At 72.9% G+C, this 22,923-nt stretch carries 19 protein-coding genes; 17 read left to right on the forward strand and 2 right to left on the reverse strand.

The window, feature by feature from the left end; genetic code table 11:
* Positions 1–3: 3 nt before the first annotated feature.
* The 3 genes from zwf to pgl are packed head-to-tail and all read left to right on the forward strand — an operon-like array spanning position 4 to position 3,502.
* On the forward strand, positions 4–1,527 hold the full coding sequence (gene zwf / locus ACWCRJ_RS18025; protein WP_450940174.1) for a glucose-6-phosphate dehydrogenase: 1,524 nt from the start codon (positions 4–6) through the stop codon (positions 1,525–1,527).
* The gene (opcA, locus tag ACWCRJ_RS18030; RefSeq protein WP_450940175.1) at positions 1,524–2,723 is read left to right on the forward strand and encodes a glucose-6-phosphate dehydrogenase assembly protein OpcA; all 1,200 of its coding nucleotides are present in this window, start codon (positions 1,524–1,526) and stop codon (positions 2,721–2,723) included. The genes zwf and opcA overlap by 4 nt, the downstream gene beginning before the upstream one ends.
* On the forward strand, positions 2,720–3,502 hold the full coding sequence (gene pgl / locus ACWCRJ_RS18035; protein ID WP_450940176.1) for a 6-phosphogluconolactonase: 783 nt from the start codon (positions 2,720–2,722) through the stop codon (positions 3,500–3,502). Before opcA ends, pgl begins: the two co-directional genes overlap by 4 nt.
* A 198-nt stretch (positions 3,503–3,700) precedes the next feature.
* Here pgl and ACWCRJ_RS18040 read toward each other — a convergent pair whose 3' ends face one another.
* Complete coding sequence (locus tag ACWCRJ_RS18040) at positions 3,701–5,113, reverse strand: MFS transporter (protein WP_450940177.1); 1,413 nt, start codon at positions 5,111–5,113, stop codon at positions 3,701–3,703.
* A 541-nt stretch (positions 5,114–5,654) separates the two neighbouring features.
* Between ACWCRJ_RS18040 and ACWCRJ_RS18045 the strand changes: the two genes are divergently transcribed.
* The 14 genes from ACWCRJ_RS18045 (at position 5,655) to fabG (ending at position 21,069) form a co-directional block, all read left to right on the forward strand.
* Positions 5,655–6,494, forward strand: coding sequence for a class I fructose-bisphosphate aldolase family protein (locus ACWCRJ_RS18045; RefSeq protein ID WP_450940178.1), 840 nt, complete (start codon positions 5,655–5,657; stop codon positions 6,492–6,494).
* A complete protein-coding gene (locus tag ACWCRJ_RS18050) occupies positions 6,491–7,729 on the forward strand; it encodes a 3-dehydroquinate synthase II family protein (RefSeq protein ID WP_450940179.1) in 1,239 nt (412 codons plus the stop codon). The genes ACWCRJ_RS18045 and ACWCRJ_RS18050 overlap by 4 nt, the downstream gene beginning before the upstream one ends.
* Before the next feature lie 6 nt (positions 7,730–7,735).
* Entirely contained in the window at positions 7,736–9,151 is a 1,416-nt protein-coding gene (locus ACWCRJ_RS18055; protein WP_450940180.1) for a class I adenylate-forming enzyme family protein, read from the forward strand.
* Positions 9,152–9,278: 127 nt separating this feature from the next.
* Positions 9,279–9,563: an acyl carrier protein gene (locus tag ACWCRJ_RS18060; protein WP_225967402.1), complete on the forward strand. Its 285-nt coding sequence runs from the start codon at positions 9,279–9,281 to the stop codon at positions 9,561–9,563.
* Complete coding sequence (locus ACWCRJ_RS18065) at positions 9,560–9,877, forward strand: acyl carrier protein (protein WP_450940181.1); 318 nt, start codon at positions 9,560–9,562, stop codon at positions 9,875–9,877. The genes ACWCRJ_RS18060 and ACWCRJ_RS18065 overlap by 4 nt, the downstream gene beginning before the upstream one ends.
* Positions 9,867–11,105 (forward strand): beta-ketoacyl-[acyl-carrier-protein] synthase family protein, encoded by a 1,239-nt coding sequence (locus tag ACWCRJ_RS18070; RefSeq protein ID WP_450940182.1) that lies wholly within the window; start codon positions 9,867–9,869, stop codon positions 11,103–11,105. Before ACWCRJ_RS18065 ends, ACWCRJ_RS18070 begins: the two co-directional genes overlap by 11 nt.
* On the forward strand, positions 11,102–12,010 hold the full coding sequence (locus ACWCRJ_RS18075; RefSeq protein ID WP_450940183.1) for a hypothetical protein: 909 nt from the start codon (positions 11,102–11,104) through the stop codon (positions 12,008–12,010). The genes ACWCRJ_RS18070 and ACWCRJ_RS18075 overlap by 4 nt, the downstream gene beginning before the upstream one ends.
* Entirely contained in the window at positions 11,997–13,718 is a 1,722-nt protein-coding gene (locus tag ACWCRJ_RS18080) for a class I adenylate-forming enzyme family protein (protein ID WP_450940184.1), read from the forward strand. The genes ACWCRJ_RS18075 and ACWCRJ_RS18080 overlap by 14 nt, the downstream gene beginning before the upstream one ends.
* Positions 13,715–14,269 (forward strand): hypothetical protein, encoded by a 555-nt coding sequence (locus ACWCRJ_RS18085; RefSeq protein ID WP_450940185.1) that lies wholly within the window; start codon positions 13,715–13,717, stop codon positions 14,267–14,269. Before ACWCRJ_RS18080 ends, ACWCRJ_RS18085 begins: the two co-directional genes overlap by 4 nt.
* Positions 14,270–14,272: 3 nt before the next feature.
* Positions 14,273–15,193 (forward strand): NAD-dependent epimerase/dehydratase family protein, encoded by a 921-nt coding sequence (locus ACWCRJ_RS18090; protein WP_450940186.1) that lies wholly within the window; start codon positions 14,273–14,275, stop codon positions 15,191–15,193.
* Positions 15,190–17,256, forward strand: coding sequence for an FAD/NAD(P)-binding protein (locus ACWCRJ_RS18095; protein WP_450940187.1), 2,067 nt, complete (start codon positions 15,190–15,192; stop codon positions 17,254–17,256). Before ACWCRJ_RS18090 ends, ACWCRJ_RS18095 begins: the two co-directional genes overlap by 4 nt.
* 5 nt (positions 17,257–17,261) lie before the next feature.
* Positions 17,262–18,770 carry a class-II fumarase/aspartase family protein gene (locus ACWCRJ_RS18100; RefSeq protein WP_450940188.1) on the forward strand — a complete coding sequence of 503 codons (1,509 nt, stop codon included), beginning with the start codon at positions 17,262–17,264 and terminating at the stop codon, positions 18,768–18,770.
* Positions 18,767–20,356: an MFS transporter gene (locus ACWCRJ_RS18105; protein ID WP_450940189.1), complete on the forward strand. Its 1,590-nt coding sequence runs from the start codon at positions 18,767–18,769 to the stop codon at positions 20,354–20,356. Before ACWCRJ_RS18100 ends, ACWCRJ_RS18105 begins: the two co-directional genes overlap by 4 nt.
* Positions 20,353–21,069 (forward strand): 3-oxoacyl-ACP reductase FabG, encoded by a 717-nt coding sequence (gene fabG, locus ACWCRJ_RS18110; RefSeq protein ID WP_450940190.1) that lies wholly within the window; start codon positions 20,353–20,355, stop codon positions 21,067–21,069. Before ACWCRJ_RS18105 ends, fabG begins: the two co-directional genes overlap by 4 nt.
* Before the next feature lie 66 nt (positions 21,070–21,135).
* Here fabG and pgi read toward each other — a convergent pair whose 3' ends face one another.
* Positions 21,136–22,788, reverse strand: coding sequence for a glucose-6-phosphate isomerase (gene pgi / locus ACWCRJ_RS18115; protein ID WP_450940191.1), 1,653 nt, complete (start codon positions 22,786–22,788; stop codon positions 21,136–21,138).
* Positions 22,789–22,923 lie beyond the last annotated feature (135 nt).

Genomic DNA, 22,923 nt, shown 5'->3' on the forward strand with positions numbered 1-22,923 from the left:
ACCTTGTCGAGCAGCAATCCGCTGCGTGACGCCGCGGACCGACGGCTCCCGCGTATCGCGGGGCCGTCGGGCCTGGTCATCTTCGGCGTCACAGGCGATTTGTCACGTAAAAAGCTGATGCCTGCCGTGTACGACCTCGCCAACCGCGGACTGCTGCCGCCGGGCTTCTCGCTCGTCGGCTTCGCGCGCCGGGAGTGGGCCAACGAGGACTTCGCGCAGGAGGTGCACGACGCGGTCAAGGAGCACGCGCGCACGCCCTTCCGCGAGGAGGTCTGGCAGCAGCTCATCCAGGGCATGCGGTTCGTCCAGGGCACCTTCGACGACGACGAGTCCTTCGAGCGGCTGCGCGACACCATCGAGGAGCTGGACAAGGCGCAGGGTACGGGCGGCAACTTCGCCTTCTACCTGTCCGTGCCGCCGTCCGCGTTCCCGGTCGTGATCCAGCAGCTGAAGAAGCACGGCCTGGCCGACCAGAGCAGCGGCTCCTGGCGGCGCGCGGTCATCGAGAAGCCGTTCGGCCACGACCTGGCCTCCGCCGAGGACCTCAACACGACCGTGGAGGAGGTCTTCGCCCCGGACCAGGTTTTCCGCATCGACCACTACCTGGGCAAGGAGACCGTCCAGAACATCCTGGCGCTCCGCTTCGCCAACACGATGTTCGAGCCGATCTGGAACCGGTCCTTCGTCGACCACGTGCAGATCACCATGGCCGAGGACATCGGCATCGGCGGCCGGGCGGGGTACTACGACGGTATCGGCGCCGCCCGTGACGTCATCCAGAACCACCTGCTGCAGCTGATGGCGCTGACCGCGATGGAGGAGCCCGCCTCCTTCGACGCGGACGCGCTCGCCGCCGAGAAGACCAAGGTGCTCGGCGCGGTGAAGCTGCCGAAGGACCTGGGCCGGGACACCGTGTTCGCGCAGTACGCGGCCGGCTGGCAGGGTGGCGAGAAGGTCATCGGCTACCTCGAAGAGGACGGTATCGACCGCAAGTCGAAGACCGACACCTACGCGGCGATCAAGGTGCAGGTCGACAACCGCCGTTGGGCGGGCGTCCCGTTCTACCTGCGGACGGGCAAGCGCCTCGGCCGCCGGGTGACCGAGATCGCGGTGGTCTTCCAGCGTGCCCCGCACTCCCCCTTCGACTCCACCGCCACCGAGGAACTGGGACAGAACGCGATCGTCATCCGCGTCCAGCCCGACGAGGGCGTGACAGTCCGTTTCGGCTCCAAGGTGCCCGGCACGTCGATGGAGATCCGGGACGTGTCGATGGACTTCGCCTACGGCGAGTCCTTCACCGAGTCCTCGCCCGAGGCGTACGAGCGTCTCATTCTCGACGTCCTGCTCGGCGACTCGAACCTCTTCCCGCGCACCGAGGAGGTCGAGCTGTCCTGGAAGATCCTCGACCCGATCGAGGAGTACTGGGACAAGAGCGGCAGGCCCGCGCAGTACCAGGCGGGCACCTGGGGTCCCGTCGAGGCGGACGAGATGCTGCAACGAGACGGACGGAGCTGGCGCCGGCCATGAAGACGGACCTCACGGACACCACGGCCAGCAAGATCAACAAGGCGCTGGTGAAGGCCCGCCGGGAGATAGGGACCCCGGCGGTCGGCATGGTGCTCACGCTGGTCATCGTGACGGACGAGGAGAACGCGTACGACGCGCTCAAGTCCGCCAACGACGCCTCCCGCGAGCACCCCTCGCGCACGATCGTGGTCATCAAGCGTGTCTCCCGCTCCCCCCGGGACCGCACGAAGTCCCGCCTCGACGCCGAGGTACGGGTGGGCGCGGACGCCGGCACCGGTGACACGGTCGTCCTGCGGCTGTACGGCGAGGTCGCGGACCACGCCCAGTCGGTCGTGCTCCCGCTGCTGCTGCCGGACGCTCCGGTGGTCGTCTGGTGGCCGGTCAACGCGCCGCTCGACCCGGCCCGCGACCCGCTGGGCGCGCTCGGCCAGCGCCGGGTGACCGACAGCTACGCCGCCGAGAAGCCGATCGAGGAGTTGCGGAGCCGCGCCGACAACTACGAGCCCGGCGACACGGATCTGGCCTGGACCCGGATCACCCCCTGGCGCTCCATGCTGGCCGCCGCGCTCGACCAGGTGGACTGCGAGGTCATCTCCGCGGAGGTGCAGGGCGAGCAGTACAACCCGAGCGTGGAGCTGCTGGCGATGTGGCTGGCGGACCGCCTCCACGTCCACGTACGGCGGGGGGTGTCGGCCGGGCCCGGCCTCAACGAGGTGCGGATGCTCACCAGCACCGGTCCCATCCGGCTGTACCGCCCCGCCGGGGGGCTCGCCCTCCTCACACTGGAGGGCCAGCCGGACCGGGCGGTCGCGCTGAAGCGCCGCGAGACGTCCGAGCTGCTGGCGGAGGAGCTGCGCAGGCTCGACCCCGACGACACGTACGCGTCGGCGCTGCGGTTCGGGGTGGACCGGCTGGGAGGTGCGCTGGGGAGCACGGCGGGCGGCGGGGTGACGGCTTCGGCTTCGGTCACCTCTTCCGCATCGGCCGGCGCTCCGGCTTCGACCGGCGCTTCGGCTTCGACCGGCGCTTCGGCTTCGACCGGCGCTTCGGCTTCCGGCTCCGCGCCGGCGTTGCCGCCGGGGGCGCCGTCGGCTCCGTCCGCTTCGGCGGGATCCGCGGGGTCGGCCGGTGGCGAGGACTCCGAGAGGCCCACTCCGGCGCAGATGCCGCCCGTGAAGAAGGCGGCCGCGCCGTGAGTACTCCGCAGCTGGTCGTGCACCGCGACAAGGAGCTGATGGCTCAGGCCGCGGCGGCCCGGCTGATCACCAAGGTCGTGGACGCGCAGGCTTCGCGCGGCTACGCCTCGGTGGTCCTCACGGGCGGCCGCAACGGCAACGGACTGCTCGCCGCGCTGGCCGCGGCGCCCGCCCGGGACGCGATCGACTGGGGCCGGCTGGATCTGTGGTGGGGCGACGAGCGGTTCCTGCCGGAGGGTGACGCCGAGCGGAATGTCACCCAGGCCCGGGAGGCGCTGCTGGACTCGGTGCCACTGGACCCGAAGCGGGTGCACGCCATGCCCGCGTCGGACGGGCCGTGGGGCGCCGACGTGGGCGCGGCGGCCGAGGCGTACGCGCAGGAGCTGGCGCGGGCGGCGGGGCCCGAGAACCACGGGACCGTGCCGACGTTCGACGTGCTGATGCTCGGGGTCGGGCCGGACACCCATGTGGCCTCGCTCTTCCCCGAGTTGCCTGCCGTGCGGGAGACCGAGCGGACCGTGGTGGGCGTCCATGGCGCGCCGAAGCCGCCGCCGACGCGGGTCACGCTGACGCTGCCCGCGATCCGGGCCGCGCGTGAGGTGTGGCTGCTCGCCGCCGGGGAGGACAAGGCGGCGGCCGCGGCCATCGCGTTGTCCGGTGCGGGGGAGATCCAGGCGCCGGCCGCGGGTGCGTACGGGCGGTCGCGGACCTTGTGGCTGCTGGACGCGGCCGCGGCGTCGCAGCTGCCGCGGTCGCTGTATCCGCCTGCCTCGCCGTGAGTTCGTTCGGGTGGGGGTTCGGTGGGGGCTGGTCGCGCGGTTCCCCGCGCCCCTGAGAAGCACGGGCTGTGCCCCGCGCTTCCCAGGGGCGTAGCGCCTGGGTCTCCCAGGCCCGCAGGGCCCCGGGCTTCCAGGGGCGCGGGACTGCGCGAGAAGCCCCACCGGACCCCCACCCGACAACGCACCCCGCTCAAGCCGTCAGGACGTGAAGTCGTCCTCGCGGGTCTCGGGCAGCGCCCACACGCACAGAAGACTCACCAGGCACAGCCCACCCGTGTAGAACCCGAGCACCAGCGGCGACGACCACTGACTGTTCAGCCAGGTCGCGACGAGCGGAGCGAAGCCGCCGCCCAGCGTGTTGGCCAGGATGAACGCCGCCGACGCCCCCGTGTACCGCAACCTCGCCGGGAACAGCTCCGCGAGGAACGCCGCCGCCGGGGAGAACATCAGGGCGAGCAGCATGAGCCCGACCGTGTACGCGCCGGTGATGACGAACGCGTCGCCCGTGCCGAGGGACGCGTACATGGGAACGGCCCACACCACACAGCCGGCCGCGCCCGCGAGCATCAGCGGCCGGCGCCCGATCCGGTCGGCGAGCCGCGCGACGGGCAGCGTGATCGCGATCCCGGCCGCCGCCCCCACGCTCGCGGCGGTGAGCATCGTGTTCTGCGGGATGCCGAGCGATTTCGGACCGTAGGACAGGCTGTAGACGATCGTCAGGTAGTACACGGCCGAGCCGCCGATCGCCGCGCCCGTGCCGAGCAGCAGCCGGCGCGGGTGGCGCGCGACGAGTGTCCCGAGCGGAAAGCGCGACGCCGGGGCCCCCGCCGGTCCGGGAGAGGCCGGGGACGCCGAAGGCGCCGCCGGGGACGAGCCCTTGAACACCGGCGACTCCGACACCGTCGTCCGTACCCACAGCCCGACCAGGACGAGCACCGCGCTGAGCAGGAACGGCACGCGCCAGGCCCAGTCCGTGAAGCCGTCGCGGCCCACGATGTTCAGGGTGGGGAGGATGACGGCGCTGGAGAGCAGGAAACCGAGCGAGGGGCCGACGTTGGGTATGGCGGCGTACAGCGCGCGGCGGCCGGGCGGGGCGTGTTCGGCGGCCAGCAGGACCGCGCCGCCCCACTCGCCGCCCATGCTGACGCCCTGCAGCAGACGGAGGGTCACCAGGAGGACGGGGGCGAGCAGTCCGGCGGTCTCGTAGGTCGGCAGGAGGCCGACGCCGACCGTCGCGAGGCCCATGAGCAGCAGGGAGGCGACCAGCGCTCGGCGGCGGCCCAGCCGGTCGCCGATCGTGCCGAAGAGGACGACGCCGAGGGGGCGGGACAGGAAGGCCGCGGCGAAGGTGAGGAACGCGGCGAGGGTGGAGACGGTCGCGTTGCCGGAGGGGAAGAACGCGGGTCCGAGGACGAGCGCGGAGGCCGTGCCGTAGACGGCGAAATCGTAGTACTCGATCGTGGTGCCGATGAGGCTCGCGGCGGCGACCTTGGGCGCCTTGCTCGGCCCGGCCGGCGACGAGGCGGCAGGCGTCGTGGAGGCCGACGACGGTAACGCGACCGATCTGGGGTCCACGGCCTCGGAGACGGTCTCGGACGGGGTTTCGGGCATGGGGGCTCACTTCCGGTACGCCCGGACACGAATGTCCGGGTGCAGAGGGGGACGGCCACGCATGAAACACGAACCGGAGTGTGGCTGTCACCCTAGGCCGCGAAATTCGATTCCCACAAGGAAGTCCCACGAATGGACCGAACGTGGATCTCGTCGAATGTTTTCGACGGAAGATGTCAGCAGGGCGCCGATTACACGCGACAACGACATTAAAAGCATGAGATCCCGAGTGGTCCCGTGTGATCCCATGTGATCCCGCTATGCGTGGGGACAGAACTCCATGATGCGCCACGAACACCACCCTCGGACGCCGTCAACCCGGAGGATCCTGTCAAGTCGCTATCAAATAGTCATGCCTCCTTCCGCATAAAAATTTGCCGACGGTCACGCCTTGCCAACTCCCGATCACGCACGGAATGCTGACGCCCTGGCAGAACTTGAAAGTTCTACGACCATCGTTTTTCGGACATGGAGACCGCATCGGGTTGCCGCGGTTCGACTTTCTGAAATGCGGCCTCAGAGCCGGGAAGGCGCATTACCCATGCTGAAAACTGGCAAGCCATTACGTTGGAGAAGACTTTCTCGGGCCGGTGATGACCGGCATTTGCTCATCCCTCTCGACCACAGCGTTTCGGACGGCCCGGTCGCCCCTCCGGGGCAGTGGGAGGACCTCCTCCGGGCACTGGTGGCCGGCGGGGCCGACGGGATCGTCGTCCACAAGGGGCGGGCCCGCGCACTCGCCCCGGACCTCCTCGGGAACTGCGCGCTGGTGGTGCACCTGAGCGCGAGTACGGCCTGTTCCGCCGACGTGGACGCCAAGGTGCTGGTCGGCGATGCCGAGGAGGCGGTGGCGCTCGGCGCGGACGCGGTCAGCGTCCATGTGAACATCGGCTCGGACACCGAGGGACGTCAGCTCGCCGACCTGGGCGCGGTGGCCCGTTCGTGCGACACCTGGGGCATGCCGCTGATCGCGATGGTCTACCCGCGCGGCCCCCGGATCGAGAACCCGCACGATCCCGCCCTCCTCGCGCACATCGTGAACGTCGCCGCCGATCTGGGCGCCGACATGGTGAAGACGACCGTCGCCCTGCCACTGGAGCGCATGGCCGAGGTGGTGGCCCACAGCCCCATCCCCGTCCTCGCGGCCGGCGGTCCACCGGACGGCTCCGACCTCATTGAGTACGGCACCGCGGTGATGGCGGCCGGCTGCCGGGGGCTCGCCGTCGGCCGCCGGATCTTCTCCTCCCCCTCCCCCGCCTCCCTGGTCTCCCGGCTCGCTGCGGTGGTGCACGGGACCGGCGGCGACGGCATCACCGAAGACATGAGCATGACCGCTCCCCCCTCCCCCCGTTACTCGACGATCGTGGCAGGTGTCGCATGAGGTTCGCGTGGATCGATCTCCGTGAAGTCCCCCGTCCGCAGCTCCAGGCGGTGGTGGACGCGGCCGTCCACGCCCGGATGGCCGGAGTGGTCTCGGCCGACGCCGAGTTGCTGGGAACGCTGCCGCCGACCGTGACCCGGGTGCTGGTGTCCGCGGAGCCCGCGGCGGCGCTCGCGAGGAAGCCGGCCGACAAGTCCGCCGACAAGGGGGGCAAGGAGGCCAAGGGCGCGGGTGACGCCAAGTCCTCCGGCGCGGGCGGGACCCTCGCGGACGCCGGGATCGACGTCCTGCTGCGGAAGTTCTCCACGCAGGACGAGCTGGACGCCCTCGCCGCGGAGAACCGGTCCGCCACCCGTGCGCCCGCCACGGGTGCGCCGGGCACCGGTACACCCGTCGCCGGCTTCGTCGACGTACGGGACGACCGCACGCTCCAGCTGTCGTGCGTGGGCGCGATGGCGCTGCCGTACACGGTGATCCATTTCGCCGACCCGACGAAGATCCCGCTGGAGATCGTGCTCGCGGCGGCCGAGGCGGCCGAGGGCAAGCTGGTGACCGTCGTCGGGGACCTGGAGGAGGCGGCCATCGTCTTCGACGTGCTCGAACGCGGTTCCGACGGCATCCTGTTCACCCCCCGGAGCGCGGACGACGTGTTCGCGCTGGCCCGGCTGCTGGAGGCGACGACCCCGCAGCTGGAGCTGTCCACGCTGACGGTGGAGAGCATCCGGCACGTCGGGCTCGGCGACCGGGTCTGTGTGGACACCTGCTCGCACTTCGAGGAGGACGAGGGCATCCTCGTCGGCTCGTACTCCTCCGGTTTCGTGCTCTGCTGCAGCGAGACGCACCCGCTGCCGTACATGCCGACCCGGCCGTTCCGGGTCAACGCCGGTGCCCTGCACTCGTACACACTGGGCCCCGACAACCGCACCAACTACCTCAGCGAGGTCGGCTCCGGCAGCGCCCTGCTGGCGGTCGGTGCCGACGGCCGCACCCGCCGGGTGGTGGTCGGGCGGGCCAAACTGGAGTCCCGGCCGCTGCTGGAGATCCGCACCCACGCGGAGGACGGGCGCCTGGTGAGCCTGACCGTGCAGGACGACTGGCACGTACGGGTCCTCGGACCGGGCGGCAAGGTCCTCAACGTCACCGAACTGCGGACCGGGGACGAGCTGCTCGGCTATCTGGCGCAGGACAAGCGCCATGTCGGTCTGCCCATCGGCGAGTTCTGCAAGGAGGTCTGAGGCCTCATGGGCGAACTCGTGGCGGCCGCGGCCGGCGAGGACGGGATGGGCGTCCTGGTCCAGCGGCTGTTCGACGCGCGGGACGACGGTCTGCCCTATCTGACGCACCAGCGGGAGACCGTCGGGCGGGGCGAGTTACGGGAGCGGGTGGCCAAGCAGGCCGCCGTGTTCGCCGGCTACGACATCGGCCCCGGCAGCACGGTGGGACTGCGGACGCCGCCCAGTTTCACCCAGGTCGAGGTGCTGCTCGCGCTGTGGCGGCTGGGCGCGCAGGTGATGCTGTTCGACTTCCGGCTCAAGCCCGCCGAGGTGGACGCGCTCTGCGCCGCGTGCCGGCCGCAGTTCATGGTCCGGGCCGGGTCCAACGTCCGGGCGGCGTTCGGCTTCCGGCCCGAGTACGAGGTGGCCACCGAGTGCCGCAGGGGCGGCCTGCCGGCCTCGGGCGGCCATCGGCTGGTCCAGTTCAGCTCGGGCTCCACCGGGCGGCCGAAGGTGATCGGCAGGACCGCCGGGTCGATCGCCGCCGAGATCGAGTCGTTCGCGGCGGTTCCCGGAATGCCGGGCGAGGGCGACCGGCTGCTGCTGCTCAGCTCCACGGCACACAGTTTCGGCCTGATCGGCGGGCTGCTGCACGCGCTGGCGGCCGGCGTCCGCGTCGTCTTCGCGCCCCGCGTCTCCGCCCGCGAGATCCTGCGGACCTCGGCCGAGCACCGGATCACCCATCTGTTCGGGGTGCCGATGCACTACGAACTGCTCGCCGCCGCCTTGGATCCGCCCGAACTGCCCGAACTGCGGACCGCCGTCTCCGGTGGTGAGCTGATGCCCCCCGACGTCGCCGCGCGGTTCGCCGAACGGTACGGCGTCACGGTCGGCGAGGCCTACGGCACCACCGAGACCGGCATCGTCGCCATCGACGTCGGCGGCACGCTCCGGCCCACGGTCGGGCGGCCCGCGCCCGGTGTGCTGGTCCGGGAGCACAAGGGTGAACTGGACGTGGCGCTCGACGCGTCGCCGTACCTCTTCGACTCCGGCGGCACCCAGTACGAGGACGGCTGGCTGCACACCCGCGACCGGGCCACGGTGGACGGCGACGGGACGGTCACCGTGGGCGGCCGCGCCGACTCCCTCGTCGTCGTCGGCGGGCTCAAGGTCGACCTCACCGAGGTCGAGCAGGTGCTCCGCGCGCACCCGGCCGTCGAACAGGCGGTCCTGGTCCACGAGGACGTGACCGAGGCGTACGTGGCGGTCGCCGCCGGGGCCGGGAGCCCGTCGGCGGAGGAGTTGCTGCGCTGGTGCCGGGAGCGGCTGGCCGACCACAAGCTGCCCCGCGTGATCCGGGTGCTGGACACCCTGCCCCGCACCTCTAACGGGAAGCTGGTCCGCCGGGCGGCCACGCTCCAGGCGGCGGCGAGCGGCGCGTAGCGGTTCGCCGGGCGACCCCCGCGACGGGCAGTCCCCGCAACGGCAGTCCCCGCGACGGGCAGTCCCCACGACGGGCAGTCCTCGTACGACTTTTCGCATGACCTTCTCACGACATTCCCCCATGGAGATGGCGATCATGAGCACGTCCACCCTGGACAACGAGATCCGCGAGTTCGTCCTGACCACGGTCATCGACGAGATGAACATCCTGCTGAGCCGCGACGGCATCACGGACGAGAGCCCGGTGACCGTCGGCGGGCTGGAGCTGGACTCCCTGAGCCTGATCGAGCTGACGCTGCGGCTGGAGTCGCGGTTCGGCGTGGAGATCCCGGACACCGACATCGAGCCGCTGGCCTCGCTGACCCTCGGCGGGCTCGTCACCGAGGTCGTCCGGCGCGGGGCGAAGGCATGAGCGCGGAGGCCTCCGCGCCGTCCGTCCCGGCCACCTCCACGTCGTCCGTCATCACCCTCGGCACCGTCCGGGAGCTGCTGTCCGACCGCAAGATCTTCCCCGGGGTCCCGGACGACCTCGGCGACGACTCCGAGCTGGTCCTGGACTCACTGGGGCTGGTGTGGCTGCTGCACGTGGTGGAGGAGCGGTACGGCCTGGTGGTGGAGCCCGGCGACGACGACATCGCGAACCTGACCTCGCTCCGGCGGCTCACGGATTTCCTGAGCGCGTCCGCGGCGGATGCGGCGCAGGGGGGTGACCGCGTTGACCGGTGACGTGACGGTGACCGGATTCGGCGTGCGCACGGCCTTCGGCGCGGGCGCGGACGCCCTGCGCCGCGGTGTCTTCGGCGGCGTCCCCTCCTTCGCCCCCACCACCCGCTTCGACACCGGCCCGTACCGCACACCGATGGCCGGCGCCGCCCCCGACGGCCCCGACGGCCCCGGGCACTGGGCACTGCGCCCCGCCCTCTCGGACTGTGGAAGGGAGGCGCTCGACATGGCGGGCCTGCCCCCGGGCACCGAGGCGGCGGTCCTGCTGGGTATCGCGGGCGACTGCACGAGCATCACACGCTACTGGCGGGACGCGGCGGCGGGGCCGGGTGTGGAGACGAGCGGTGGCGCCGACGGGTGCGACGAGGCCGCGTCCTGGCACGCCGACCCGGCCGACGCGGCGGCACGCCTCGCCGACGCCGTCCCGGCGCACCTCGCCGAGTCGCTGGCCCGGGGCCTCGGCCTGACGGGGCCCCGGCTCACGTTCACCAACGCCTGTGTGGCCTCCGCCGCCGCGATCATCCATGGCTGCCGGCTGATCTCGTCCGGCCGGACCGACGTGGCGGTGTGCGCCGGCGGCTACCTCGTGGAGGAGGAGACGTTCGGGAAGTTCGACTCGGGGCGGGCGCTGTCCCGGGACGGCATGGTGCGGCCGTTCAGCGCGGACCGTACCGGGCTGCTGCTCGGCGACGGGGTCGCGGCGGTCGTGCTGGAGTCCGCCGAGCACGCGCGGCGGCGCGGGGCACGGCCGCTGGCGGGTGTGGTCGGCTGGGGGGCGGCCACCGACGCCCACCACATCGCCCAGCCGCACCCGGAGGGCGTGGGCCTGGCCCGTGCGGCCCGGCAGGCGCTGCGGCTGGCCGGGGACCCCGACGGGTCGGCCCTCGGCTATGTCAACGCGCACGGCACCGGCACCAAGTACAACGACGGCGCCGAGACCCGGGGGCTGCGCGCCGCCCTCGCGGAGCGGGCCGGGTCGGTCCCGGTCAGCTCCACCAAGAGCACCACCGGCCATCTCCTGGAGGCTGCCGGAGTCGTGGAGTTCGTGATCACGGTGCTGGCCCTCATGGACGGCGTACTGCCGCCGACCGCGGGCCTCACGCGGCCGGACCCGGAGTGCGACCTCGACTACGTGCCGAACCGGGCCCGGCAGGCCGACCTGCGCCGGGCCCTGACCATCAACGCCGCGTTCGGCGGCGCCAACACCGCACTCGTCCTGGAGCGGCCGTGACGACGACGGACCACGGCAAGAGAGCCGCGCCGGCGGCCACGCCGACCAGCACACGGACAAGCACGCCGGCCGGCCCGGAGGAGACCGTGCCGACGGCGAAGGGGCCCCTGCGCTCGCCCTTCGGCGTTCTCACCACCGCCACCGCGACGCACGGCACCGGGCGGCCCGACGACATCCCGCTGCCCCGGCTGCCGGGGTTCGTGGAGTCGGCGTTCAGTCCGCTGGCGTACGAGGTCGCCGCGCGGTGCCTGACCGAGCGGCCCGGGGACGGAGCCCGTACGGCCGTCGTGCTGGCGAGCCTCATGGGGGACACCACCACGGCCGATCTGGCGAGCCGGCGGGTGGTGTCCGGGCGGGTCCACAACCCGCTGCTGTTCATGCAGGCCACGCCCAACTCCGTGCTGGGGCACATCAGCAGGGAGTTCCGGATCACCGGTCAGATGTTCAGCCTCTCCACGCTCGACGACCCGGTGACCGAACTGCTGGCCATGGCCGACCTCCTCCTGGAGGACCCGGAGCTGGACCGGGTCCTGGTGGCCGGCGTGGAACTGGGCGGCGGCGCGCGGACGGCCGCCGTGCACCGGGAGCTCTCCGCGGTCAGCGGCCGGCCGGTCCCGGACCTCCCGGAGACCGCCGCCCTGGCGGCGGCCGTCCTGCTCGGCCGTCCCGGCACCGGCGCGCCCGTGACCGTCCGCGCGACGGACACGCACGACGGCGAACCGCCGGCGGCCCTCGCGCACCCCGGCAGCGTCCAGGGCCTGTTCGACCTGGCCGTCGCCCACCGGCGGCTGCTGCGGGACGGCGGCACCCACGTCCTGGTCACGGGACCCCGGACGCCCGCGTTCCTCCTGGACGCCGAACGCCTCCCGGAAAGAAACGAGACGGAGACCCATGCTCATCAGTAGGCAGGAGCGGGCGCGGATCTGCTCCGACACCGAGCTCGGCGCCGGCAACGTCCTCGGGCGGCTGCGCGCCTACGCACGCCCGCTCGACGAGCCGGTGCTGCGGACCGACGGCACGTGGCGCGCACCGGACGGCAGCAGGCCCGAGGTGCTGACGCTCGGGCAGCTGTACGAGGTGGTGGAGACGTACGCGGGCTGGTACGCGGCCCGGGGCGTGCGGCCCCGTGACCCGGTGGCCGTCCACTCCTTCTCCGCCGCCGAGTTCGCGGTGAACTTCCTGGCGCTGACCTCGCTCGGCGCCGTCCCCTCGTTCGTCAACGGCAACCTGGCCCCGGAGACCGCCCGGGAGTACGTCCGCCGGCAGGGGGCGGTGGGCGCCTTCACCGACGAGGCCCATCGCGAGGTGCTGACCGGCGACGCCGAGGGCCCGGCGGGCGGGACCGGCCTCGGTTTCCTGGTGACCGCCGCCGACATCCGGCCGGAGCACCGCGCGTCGCTCCCGCCGTCGTACCCGTACCGGCACGACCCGACCGACCCGGTGCTCATCTCCCACTCGTCCGGCACCACCGGCATGCCCAAGGGGGTGCCGCACACCCACCGCACGCTGATGTACGCCCAGGTGCACCGGCTGCGCTTCTCCACCGGAGCCGACATGGAGCGCACGCTGGTGGGACTGCCCGGCGCGCACAACGCGATGGTGGCGACGCTGCTGTACTGCCTGCTGCTGCGCACGGACATCAAACTGCTCTCCAGCCAGCGCGGCCCGGACGTGCTGGACGCCGTCGAAGAGTTCCGGCCGACGACCGTCCTGGCCTTCGCCGGGACCTTCGGCGAGATGGCGGCGCAGGACCTGACGGCACGTGACCTGTCCAGCGTGCAGGTGTGGTTCAACACCGGGGACGCGGCGCACGAGGCGCACATCCGGGCGCTCGTGGAGCACGGGAGCCACACCGAGATCCGGCGCGACCTGAGCCGGGTCCGGGTCGACGGCTCGGTCTTCGTGGACGGCCTCGGTTCGTCGGAGGCCGGGTACTCCGTCTTCCACAACCGGCACACCAAGGACACCTCGGCCTACTCCCGCCGCGTCGGCAAGCCGATCAGCTTCGCCGAGGCCGCGGTGCTGGCGGAGGACGGCACCCCGTTGCCGCCCGGGCAGATCGGCCGGCTGGGACTCAAGTCGCCGACGCTCACGCCCGGTTACTGGAACGACTCGCTGACCTGGAACCGGATGCGGCTCGGCGGCTACTGGCTCACCGGGGACCTCGCCCACCAGGACGAGGAGGGCAACTTCTACCACCTGGACCGGGTCCCGGACGCCGTGCGCACCCGCGCCGGCATCGTCTTCAGCACCCGCACCGAGGAACTGCTGCTGGCCGGGCTGCCGCGGCTCGCCGACTGCACGGTCGTGGGGGTCGCCCCCGACGGCGTCCGCGCGGACTGGGACGGCGACGGGGAGGCCGAGGCGTACGCACTGCTCCAGCTCGCGGACGGCGAGGGGGCCGGTGACGACGGGGAGAGCGACGAGGTGTGGACCGGGCGCGTCAACGCCGTGCTGACGGCCGCCGGGTTCCCGCCGGTCACCCGGGCGCTGCGGATGAAGCCCGACGACGTGGCCAAGGGCGCCACCGGCAAGGTTCTCAAACGAGTGATGCGGGACCGGTTCGCAGCCCGTCTGGCCGCCGCGACCGCCGCCGAGGAGCAGCACGCATGAGCACGCACAGCGACGCCGACGGCGTCAACCACCGAGCCCGCGCCGGTGAGGCGTACCGGCTCTGGTGGCAGCACGACGCCAACTGGTACCAGGGGGTCGCCGCACGGTACGGCCAGGAGGTCGCCAACGAGATCAACGCGGAGGCGATGGGAAAGGTCGCCCTGCACGTCGGGCAGCGCGTCGCCCGGCTGCGCGGACCGCTCCCGGACACCGGCGACAGCCGCAAGGACCTGGAGGAGCTGCGCCGCCGCTACGACGAGTGCGGCGACCGGATGTTCCCGCCGGAGCTGCGCAACGCCTCCACCGAGGTCGAGGACGACGACCTCGTCGTGCTCACCCTGAAGCGGAACTTCGCGATCACCATGGTCCGGATGGCCGGTTCCCTGGAGGGCTACCGCTGCCCGTGCACCGCCGTCCACGCGGGCTGGTCCGAGGGCCTCGGTGCGACCCTGACGGAGAACCGGGCCGAGAGCTGTCTGCGGGACGGCGACCCGGCGTGCCGTCTGCTCATGCGGATCGCCACGTACCTCGCACCGGATGCGGAGGGCTGAGGCGTGCGTGTACTCGTCGCCGGGGCCACCGGCGTGGTCGGGCATCCGCTGGTGGGCGCGCTCCGGGCGCGGGGCCATCACGTGAGCGTGCTGGTGCGGCAGGGCTCCCGGGGCCGGGCCCCCGAGGCGGACGAGGTGGTGGTCGCCGACGCCCTCGACCGTGCCGCCGTGCTGTCGGCGGTGTCGGCCGCCCGTCCCGAGGCGGTCGTCCACCAGCTGTCGGCCCTGCGGCTGCTGGGCGACGATCCGCCCGGAGCGTTCGCCCTCACCGCGCGGCTGCGCACCGAGGGCACCGCCCATCTGGTCGAGGCGGCCCGCGAGGCCGGCGCGCGTCGGCTGGTCGCCCAGTCCATCGCCTTCGCCGCCGCCCCGGCGGGCGAACCGGTCCTGGACGAGGACGCGCCGCTGTACGTGGACGCCCCCGATCCCGGCTGGGCCTCGACCGTGCGGGCCGTCGCCGAGCTGGAACGGCGGGTGACGGGTGACGGCCCGCAGGGAGTGGTGCTGCGCTACGGCACGCTGTACGGCCCGCGCACCGCGTACGCCCGCACCGGCGCGACCGCCCGGGCGGTGCTGGCCGGACGGCTGCCGCTGGCCGGCGGCGGGGCCGGGATCATGTCGTTCCTGCACGTCGAGGACGCGGTGGGGGCGGCCGTGACGGCCGTCGAGTCCGACGCCACCGGGGTGTTCCATGTGACGGACGACGACCCCGCTCCCGCCGCGCAGTGGCTGCCGCACCTCGCCCGGACGCTGGCCGCGCCCTCCCCGCGTACGGTCCCCGCGGCCCTCGCGCCCCGGCTGCTCGGCTGGTTCATGGCCCACCAGCTCAACGCCGCGCACGGCGCCGCCAACGACCGGGCCCGTACGGCCCTGGGCTGGAAGCCGGCCAGACCGAGCTGGCGCGACGGGCTGGGCCGGGAATGACCCGTGCCGACGGCGTCCTCACCGTCTGTGTGATCGGCGCCGGTCCGCGCGGGCTCTCCGTGCTGGAGCGGATCTGCGCCAACGCGGGCGGGGTCGGGCGGCCGGTCGAGGTCCACCTGGTCGATCCGTACCCGCCGGGCGCGGGCGCGGTCTGGCGCACGGACCAGCCGGGCGAGCTGCTGATGAACACGGTCGCCTCGCAGGTGACCCTGTTCACCGACGACAGCGTGGACTGCGCGGGCCCGTCCGTGGCGGGGCCGAGCCTTTACGAGTGGGCGTGCGCGATCCGCGACCAGGACGTCGAAGACGGCTTCGGCCGGGACGTGGCACAGGCCCTGCCCGCGCGGGCCGTGGAGGAGGCCCGGCGGCTCGGCCCCGACACCTATCCGACCCGCGCGTTCCACGGCCATTACCTGGAGTGGGTCTTCCGGCACCTGTTACGCACGGCCCCCGCCCACGTGACGGTCCGCACCCACCGGACGACGGCCGTCGCGCTGGCCGACGAGGCCGGGACCGGGCGCGACGAGGACACCGCGGACCGGCCGCAACGGGTGACGCTGGCGAACGGCGAGCGCCTGGCGGGGCTGGACGCGGTGGTGCTCGCCCTCGGCCACGGCGCTGTGACACCGTCGCCGGAGGAACGCGCTCTGCGCGCCTTCGCCGACCGCCACCACCTCGTCCACGTGGCCCCCGCCAACCCGGCCGACACCGACCTGAGCCGTGTCGCGCCGGGCACGCCGGTCGCCCTGCGGGGACTGGGCCTGAACTTCTTCGACTGCCTGGCCCTGCTCACCGAGGGCCGCGGCGGCACCTTCAAGGAGGGCGGGTCCGGTCTCGTGTACCTCCCGAGCGGCAACGAGCCCGTGCTGTACGCCGGTTCGCGGCGCGGGGTGCCGTACCACGCCCGGGGCGAGAACGAGAAGGGCGCGCTCGGCCGCCACGAGCCGCGCTTCCTGACCCCGGACGTCATCGCGGGGCTGCGGCGCCGCGTGGCCGACGGGCACCCGCTCGGCTTCCGCCGGGACATCTGGCCGCTCGTCGACCGCGAGGTACGGACCGTCCACCACGCGGCATGGATCCGCGCCGCCCGAGGGCCGGAGGCGGCCGAGGAGTTCGTACGGTCGTGCCGCGCGGACCCGGACGGGCGAGGTGAGGCGGCCCTGCTCGACCGTCACGCGGTCCCGCCCGGCGAGCGCTGGGACTGGGCACGGATCGAACGCCCCTACGGCGGGCGGAGGTTCACCGACCGCGCCGGCTTCCAACGCTGGCTGCTGGCGTATCTGCGCCGGGACGTGGCCGAGGCCCGTCGCGGCAATGTGCGCGGCCCGTTGAAGGCGGCGCTGGACGCCCTGCGGGACCTGCGCAACGAGATCAGGCTCGTCGTCGACCACGGCGGAGTCTCCGGCGACTCGTACCGCGCCGAACTCGACGGCTGGTACACCCCGTTGAACGCCTTCACCTCGATCGGCCCGCCGGCCTTCCGCATCGAGCAGCTGATCGCGCTGATCGAGGCGGAGGTCGTCCAGGTGCTCGGCCCGGGGATGCGGGTACGGGCGTGGACGTCCGGTGCCGGCGCGGCGGCGGGCATCGGCGAGGGCGGTTTCCTCGTGGACGCGGAGTCGGTGGACGAACCTCCGGTGCGGGTCACCGCCCTGATCGAGGCCCGGCTGCCCGCCGTGGACCTGCGGCGGAGCACCGACCCGCTGCTCCGGGGGCTGCTCGCGTCCGGCGCCTGCGGCCCGTACCGGCTGACGGGCGAGCCGGGGCACGAGCCCGGCGGGCTGGCGGTCACCGACGGCCCGCCCCGGCTGGTGGACGCGACGGGGCGGCCGCACCCACGCCGGTTCGCCTTCGGGGTGCCGGTGGAGGGGGTGCGCTGGGTGACGGCGGTCGGCATCAGGCCCGGCGTCGGCTCGGTGACGCTGGAGGACTCGGACGCGATCGCACGGGCGGCGCTGGGGCTGGGGCTGGGGCTGAGACCAGCCTCGGAGGCCGGGAGCCACGAGGTCACCGTCGGTCCGTCCCCGCATCGGACATCAGGCACGAGGAGTCGAGGAGCGTGAACGGGATGTCCGTATCCGTGGGCACCGATGCCGGTCTGCTCGCCCCCACCTGGGCGGGCACACCCGTCGCCGCCGAGGTGACCGACGAGGCGTGGCTGCAGGCCATGCTGGACGCGGAGGTGGCGCTGGCCCGCGCCCAGCACGCGGTCGGGCTGACGCCCGCCGCCGCCGTGGAGACGATCGCCGCGGCGGCCCGCGCGGAACGCCTGGACCTGGCCGCCCTCGCCCACGCCTCCCGGGCGGCCGCCAACCCGGTGGTCGCCCTGGTGACCGTCTTCGGCGAGGTTGTCGCCGCGCAGGATCCGGCCGCGGCGGAGTATGTGCACCGGGGGTCCACCAGCCAGGACATCCTGGACTCGGCGGCGATGCTGATCGGCCGCCGGGTGCTCGACCTGATCGCGGCGGACCTGTCGCGCGTGGCGGCCGCCCTCGCCGCACTGGCCGACACCCACCGCCGCACCGTTCTCGCCGGCCGCACCCTCACCCAGCACGCGGTACCGACGACCTTCGGGCTGAAGGCGGCGGGTTGGCTGGAGCTGGTCACCGACGCGTCGGTGCGGGTGCGGGCGGTGGCCTCGCGGCTTCCGGCCCAGTTGGGAGGGGCGGGTGGGACGTTGGCCGCCTATCGGGAGTACGCGGTGCTGGACCGCGGGGGCCCGGACGCAGCGGGCGACGGCGGCCCCGGTGAGGGCGGGCTGGAGCTGCTCAAGCCGTTCGCCGAGGCGCTGGGCCTCGCCGAGCCCACTCTCCCCTGGCACACCGTCCGCACTCCCGTCGCCGAACTCGGGGCCGTGCTCCAGCTCGTCACCGGGGCGCTCGGAAAGTTCGCGCTCGACGTGCAGACGCTGTCCCGCACGGAGATCGGTGAGCTGTCGGAGCCGGCCGGGGCCGGGCGCGGCGCCTCCTCGGCCATGCCGCAGAAGCGGAACCCCGCGCTGGCCACGCTGATCGTGTCGGCCGCCCGGCAGGTCCCCGCGCACGCCCTCGTGCTGGCGCAGTGTCTGCTCGCCGAGGACGAGAGACCCGCCGGGGCGTGGCACGCCGAGTGGCAGCCGCTGCGGGAGACGTTGCGGCTGACGGGCGGGGCCGCGCACACCGCCGTCGAACTCGCGGAAGGGCTGATCGTCCACCCGGAGCGCATGCGGGCCAACCTCGAACTGACCGGCGGCGCCATCGTCACCGAACGCCTGAACGTGGCGCTGGCCCCGGTGCTCGGCAAGGTCCGCGCGAAGAAGCTCCTGACCACCGCCTCGGCCGAGGCCGCCGACACCGGTCGCCCCCTGCGGGCGGTGCTGGCCGCCGACCCGGAACTGTCCGCCCGGTTCTCCCCCGACCGGCTCTCGGAACTGCTGGATCCGGCCCGGTACACGGGCGCGGCCGAGGCCCTGATCGACCGGGCCCTGCGCAGACACGCCGAGCTGGGCGGGGAGCGGCTCCGGGAACCGGACCGAGAGCAGCGCCGAGAACCGCACGGAGCGCCGCGCGGTCACGAGAAGAACGGAGGCACGCGGTGAGCACCGTGAGCCGGACGACCGCGACACCGGCCGCCCCACCCGCCCGCTCCTGGCCCGTCCTCCTGGTCGTGGTCTGCGCGCAGATGCTGATCTGGCTGGACACCTCGATCCTCAACGTCGCCGTCACCACCCTCGCCGACCCGGTCAGGGGCCTGGGCGCGACCCCCGGCGAACTGGAGTGGGTGGCGAGCGCCTACACCCTGGTCGTCGCCTGCACCCTGTTCGCGGGGGGCGCGCTGGCCGACCGTTTCGGCCCCCGCAGGACGCTGGTCGCCGGGCTCGCGCTGATCGGCGTGGCCTCCGGCGCGGGCGCGTTCGTGGACAGCCCGGCGTGGCTGATCGTGGCGCGGGCCTTCATGGGGGCGGGCAGCGGCCTGCTCATGCCCGCGACACTGACGGTCCTCGTGCAGAGCACCCCCGAGGAGAAGCGCACCCGGGCGATCGCGATCTGGAGTTCGTCGAGCGGCCTCGGCGTGGCCGTCGGCCCCGTCGCGGGCGGTGCGCTGCTCAGCCACTTCTGGTGGGGCTCGGTGTTCCTGGTCAACGTGCCGATCGTGGCCCTGTGTCTGCCGGCGGTCCTCGCCGTCGTCCCCGACCTGGGCGGCTCCCGCCGCCGGGTGCTCGACCTGCCGGGCCTCGCCCTGTCGGTGCTCGGCCTGGGCGGCGTCGTCTACGGCATCATCGAACTCGGCGGCGGCAGCGCCTGGTACGGCCCGCACGTCCTGCTGCCCCTGGTGCTGGGCGGTGTCGTCCTGGCCATGTTCGTCGCCGGTCAGCGCAGGTCCGCGACGCCCAGTCTGGACCTGGGGCTGTTCCGGCGGCCCGGCTTCTCGGCGGGCAGCGTGGTGCTGCTGATCGCCTTCATGGCACTGGCCGGTCACCTGTTCTACGCGGCGTTCTACCTCCAGGGCCCCCGGGGCCTCTCCCCCGCCGACGCGGGCACCGTGATGATCGCCGCCGCCGTCGGCATCGTCCTGGGCAGCCAGGCGTCCCCGGCGCTGAGCCGCCTGTGGTCCGCCCGCTGGACGGTCGCCTGCGGCGTCCTGGCCACCGCCCTCACCTACGTCGCCTACGCCTGGCTCGACGGGAGCACCCCCCTCTGGGTCGTCGCCGTCCTGCTGTGGATCCAGGGCTTCGGCATGGGCCTGGTCGGCACACCGGTCACCGCCGTGATGATGCGCGGGGTGCCGCCGCAACTGGCGGGCGCCGGCTCCGCCGTCAACAGCGTCACCCGGCAGGTCGGCGGCACCCTGGGGGTGGCCATGGCCGGCTCGATCCTCTCCGGCGTCTACCGGCACCGGATGGCCGACGCCGAACTGCCCGGCGCCGCGCGGGGCCTGTCCCCGGCGGCCGAGGAACAGGCCCGTGCCTCCGCCGAGGCCGCCCGCTCCCTGTCCCGCTCCCTGGACCTGCCCGAGCTGGCCACCACCGCCGACCGCGCCTTCCTCGACGCCATGTACGCCGCCACGCTCTCGGTCGCCGCCCTCGCGCTCATCGGATGCGCGGTGGCCGTCGTGGGCCTGCGTACACGGCCCCCCGCAGGCGACGGAGAGAAACCCGACAGCGAGAAACGGACAGCGCGATGACACAGCCCACGCCCCGCTCGGTCCTCGTCACCGGTGGCAACAGAGGCCTCGGCCTGGCCATGGCCCGCCGTTTCGCGGCGGCCGGGGACCGGGTCGCGGTGACCTACCGGGGCACCGAACCCCCCGCCTGCGAGGGCTTCCTCGCCGTACGGTGCGATGTGACGGACAGTGCCCAGGTCGACCAGGCCTTCAAGGAGGCGGAGACCGCCCACGGGCCGGTCTCCGTCCTGGTCGCCAACGCGGGCGCCACCCAGGACCGTCTGCTGGTCCGGATGACCGAGGCGGACTTCACCTCGGTGCTCGACACCAACCTCACCGGGGCCTTCCGTGTCGCCCGGCGCGCGGTGCGGGGCATGCTGCGCGCGGGCCACGGCCGTATCGTCCTGGTCTCCTCCACGGCCGCTCTGCGCGGCGCCCCCGGCCAGACCAACTACGCGGCGGCGAAGGCCGGTCTGGTCGGCTTCGCCCGCGCCCTCACCCAGGAACTCGGCCCCCGCGACATCACCTGCAACGTCGTCGCCCCCGGCCTCACCGAGACCGACATGAGCCGCGCCCTCACACCGGACCAGCGCAGCGCACTGCTGCGGACCACCCCGGCCGGACGCCTGGGCACCCCCGAGGAGGTCGCCGACGCGGTGGTCTTCCTGGCCGGCGCCGGGTACGTACGCGGCGCGGTCGTCCCCGTCGACGGGGGCGCCGGGTTGGGGCACTGAGGCGACCTGGCGGACCGGGTGGGGAAGTGGACGTCGCGCGGCCGCCCGCTTCCCCGCTCCGTACGGCTACCGCCCGCGCAGCGCCCGGTACGTGGCGACCAGCGCCTTCGTGGACTCGTCCAGGCCGGGCACCTGCGCACCTTCCGTCAGCGCCGGCTCCACCCGCTTGGCGAGGACCTTGCCCAGCTCGACGCCCCACTGGTCGAAGGAGTCGATGTTCCAGACGGCGCCCTGGACGAACACCTTGTGCTCGTACAGCGCGATCAGCTGGCCGAGGACCGACGGGGTCAGTTCCTTCGCCAGGATCGTGGTCGTCGGGTGGTTGCCCAGGAACGTCTTGTGCGGCACCAGTTCGTCCGGCACGCCCTCCGCACGCACCTCGTCCGGCGTCTTGCCGAAGGCCAGCGCCTGGGTCTGGGCGAAGAAGTTGGCCATGAGGAGGTCGTGCTGGGCCTTGAGCGTGTCGCTCAGCTCGGCGACCGGCTCGGCGAAGCCGATGAAGTCCGCCGGGATCAGCTTCGTGCCCTGGTGGATCAGCTGGTAGTACGCGTGCTGCCCGTTCGTCCCCGGCGTGCCCCACACCACCGGCCCGGTCTGCCACGCCACCGGCTCACCGTCCCGGCCCACGTACTTGCCGTTGGACTCCATGTCCAGCTGCTGCAGGTAGGCCGTGAACTTGGACAGGTAGTGGCTGTAGGGCAGTACCGCGTGCGACTGGGCGTCGTGGAAGTTGCCGTACCAGATGCCCAGCAGCCCGAGGAGCAGCGGCACGTTCGACTCGGCGGGCGCCGTCCGGAAGTGCTCGTCGACGATCCGGAACCCGTCGAGCATCTCGCGGAAGCGGTCCGGGCCGATCGCGATCATCAGGGACAGCCCGATCGCCGAGTCGTAGGAGTAGCGTCCGCCGACCCAGTCCCAGAACTCGAACATGTTGACGGTGTCGATACCGAAGTCCGACACCTTCCCGGCGTTCGTCGACAGCGCGACGAAGTGCTTGGCGACGGCGTCGGGACCGGCCTTCAGTTCGGCGAGCAGCCACTCGCGCGCGGAGGTCGCGTTGGTGATCGTCTCGATCGTGGTGAACGTCTTGGAGGCGATGACGAAGAGCGTCTCCGCCGCGTCCAGGTCACGCACCGCCTCGTGCAGGTCGGCGCCGTCCACGTTCGAGACGAAGCGGACGGTCAGGTCGCGGTCGGTGTAGGAGCGCAGCACCTCGTACGCCATCGCCGGGCCGAGGTCGGAGCCGCCGATGCCGATGTTGACGATGTTCTTGATGCGGCGGCCGGTGTGGCCGGTCCACTCCCCGGAGCGGATGCGCTCGGCGAAGCCGCTCATCCGGTCGAGCACGGCGTGCACGGCCGGCACCACGTTCTCGCCGTCGACCTCGATCACCGCGTCGCGCGGGGCGCGCAGCGCGGTGTGCAGGACGGCGCGGTCCTCGGTGGTGTTGATCTTCTCGCCGCGGAACATGGCGTCCCGCAGTCCGAACACGTCGGTCGCGGCGGCCAGCTCACGCAGCAGCCGCAGCGTCTCGTCGGTGACCAGATGCTTGGAGTAGTCGACGTGCAGATCGCCGACCTCCAGCGTGTACCCGGCACCGCGCCCGGGGTCCGCCGCGAACAGCTCGCGCAGCTGGACCTCACCCTGCTGCTCCCGGTGCTCGGCCAGCGCGGTCCATTCGGGCGTCTGGTCGAGCCTGGTACGGCTTTCTGCGTTCATCTCGGACTTCAGCCTTCTTTCCTACCTGGTCCTGCGTACCTTGCCCCGCTGCCGGTCCCAACCTAATTGATCACAGGGGAACACGAGCTGTCGTCCCGCGGTCGTCCGGTTCAACAACAGATACGTCTCTTCCGA

Source organism: Streptomyces sp. NPDC002324, from assembly GCF_053593335.1.